The organism is Weissella sp. DD23, assembly GCF_001579105.1.
Lineage (GTDB): Bacteria > Bacillota > Bacilli > Lactobacillales > Lactobacillaceae > Weissella > Weissella cibaria.
The window spans coordinates 311,174-313,230 of sequence record NZ_KQ970391.1 but is presented as its reverse complement, the minus strand read 5'-3'; the positions used below and the strand labels follow the sequence as shown (position 1 = coordinate 313,230).

At 46.2% G+C, this 2,057-nt stretch carries 1 protein-coding gene; it reads right to left on the bottom strand.

What is annotated here, in order from left to right; genetic code table 11:
* A partial coding sequence (locus tag WEIDD23_RS03990; RefSeq protein WP_197458796.1) for a leucine-rich repeat domain-containing protein occupies positions 1 to 2,057 on the bottom strand: 2,057 nt, incomplete at both ends.

The window sequence follows — 2,057 nt, the reverse complement described above, 5'->3', positions numbered from 1 at the left end:
ATGATGGCTTCTGCAAAAGTGATTGGTCGGCAGACGTCAACTTGTTTCCAGTGGCCGTCAAAATAATCAAACCGTTTTGGGCAGCAACCGTAATCCAAGCTGGCAATGACGTGAAGTTGTCATTGTCGATTTGCAAAGACTGAATACGCTTAGCAAAATCGTTATTAGCGTTATTCAATTCAGGCGGGAACGTAGTCATCGCCGCCATGTTTGACATATTCAAGTTAACCAACTTGGGATAACCTGTTACGACACGTGAACTTCCTGAAGAACCACCCAAATTGGTCATGATGTTTCCAGAAATATCCAATGTCGTCAATGTCTTGTTGTTGAAAATACGGAAGTCCTGACCACTGAACAACTGGTTACCCAAGTTATCGTAGGCCAATGACAACTGCTTCAAATTAGACAAGCTCTCCAAGTTCAAGAAACCAAATGAGTACGACCATGATGGATCTTCTTGCGTTGAAGCGTTGGCTGGATTTTCAGCACTAGCTTTCCAGTTTGACATATCCAGCGACGTCATCGTCGTGGCACCCATGATAATGGCATCAAAACTGGCAAACAATTGTTGTCCGTTGTTCCAGTTAAACTTATTCGCACTCTTCCACGTATCGGCATCATAAATTGACAATTGCCATGAAGGCACACTCGCAAAATAATCACCAATGCCGTTACGTTGGGCTTGCTTAATAGTCTTTGAACCTTCCGGATTAGTATTAGCATCGTATGGATTCTTCTTCGCATCATACAGTGGATCTGGCGTACCATCGTAAGTCGTTGCCTTAACGATTTGGTCTGATAGGTCCAACTTTGAGATGTTCATCAAATCACCCCACGTCACGTTATCATCTGTAATACCGTGCGCAGCTAGTGAATTTCCATCGAAGGTCATTGAGTAGTAAACAATGGCGTGAATGAATTGTTCGGGCAGGCCCCATTCCTTCAACGTCATCTTTGGTGAGACACCGTTTGGCAACAATTGCTTGTTATCACCCGCGGCCACCTTCAAAGGCGTCGACAAACGCGTATCAACATCCCCGGTTCCAGCTTGCCCATTGGCCTTCATCGATTCAGCCAATGAAGAAGCCAAATCGGCCGCTGAAGAAGTTGCCGCACTACCAGTCAATCCACCAGATGACCACGAAACCACTGAACTGCTATTCATAATAGATGATGCCATCGATTGCGTTGCGCTCAACAACGTTTGCCCATTTGCAAATTCGCTGGCAATCGCCGAACTAATGCGGGTCGCCGTTGACGTTGGATTGTTCCCCAACGTGGCATACATTGATGACGCTTGTGAGGCAAGTTTTGTCAAATATGAATAAGCCGTGCTTGCACTACTTGCATAGTACGACGCACTAGTAGCTGTAAGCGACTTCGTATTTTTCGTCAACACATTCGCGTTTGACAATGCGGCATAGTAAGCACTGGCTGATGCTGAATAGGTATTCATGATACCCAAATTCAGAGCCAATGCTGAATCATTACCAGCTTCTTCACCCGCCGTCGCCGCATACAATGAATTCATCACTGATTGGGCTTGTGAAGTAAAGACGCCAGCTTGATTGGCAGCACTTGCTTCGTAACTCAAAGCGGCACTCACTGAGGCATTCGAATCCGTGATCAACGCCGCAATCGAACTAGCCGTACTGTACGCTGATGATGCCTTCATTGCTGCACTTGCGATTTGGCTAGCCAATGATGATGCGGTATCAACATTTGACAAGCCAGATGCCGTTGCTTTCGTCGTCAACGACTTGGCCACACTCAAAGCTGATGATGCCACGTTTGAATACGTACCAACAACTTGCGCCTTGTACAAGGCTTGATTATCAATTAATGAAGCCGTGCTCGTGGCAATACTGCTTGCCTTGACCGTTTGGTCGGCGATGATTGACAATTCAGCTTGCGCAATATCACCAAGTGGATCAAAGCTAGCAGCGGCTGACTTCATTGCTGCATTCGCGTTTGACAACTTCTTGGCTGCAGATGAAGCAATACTTGCACTTGATGCAATTGAAATTGCATTCGCACTTGTGCCCATCGCTGAC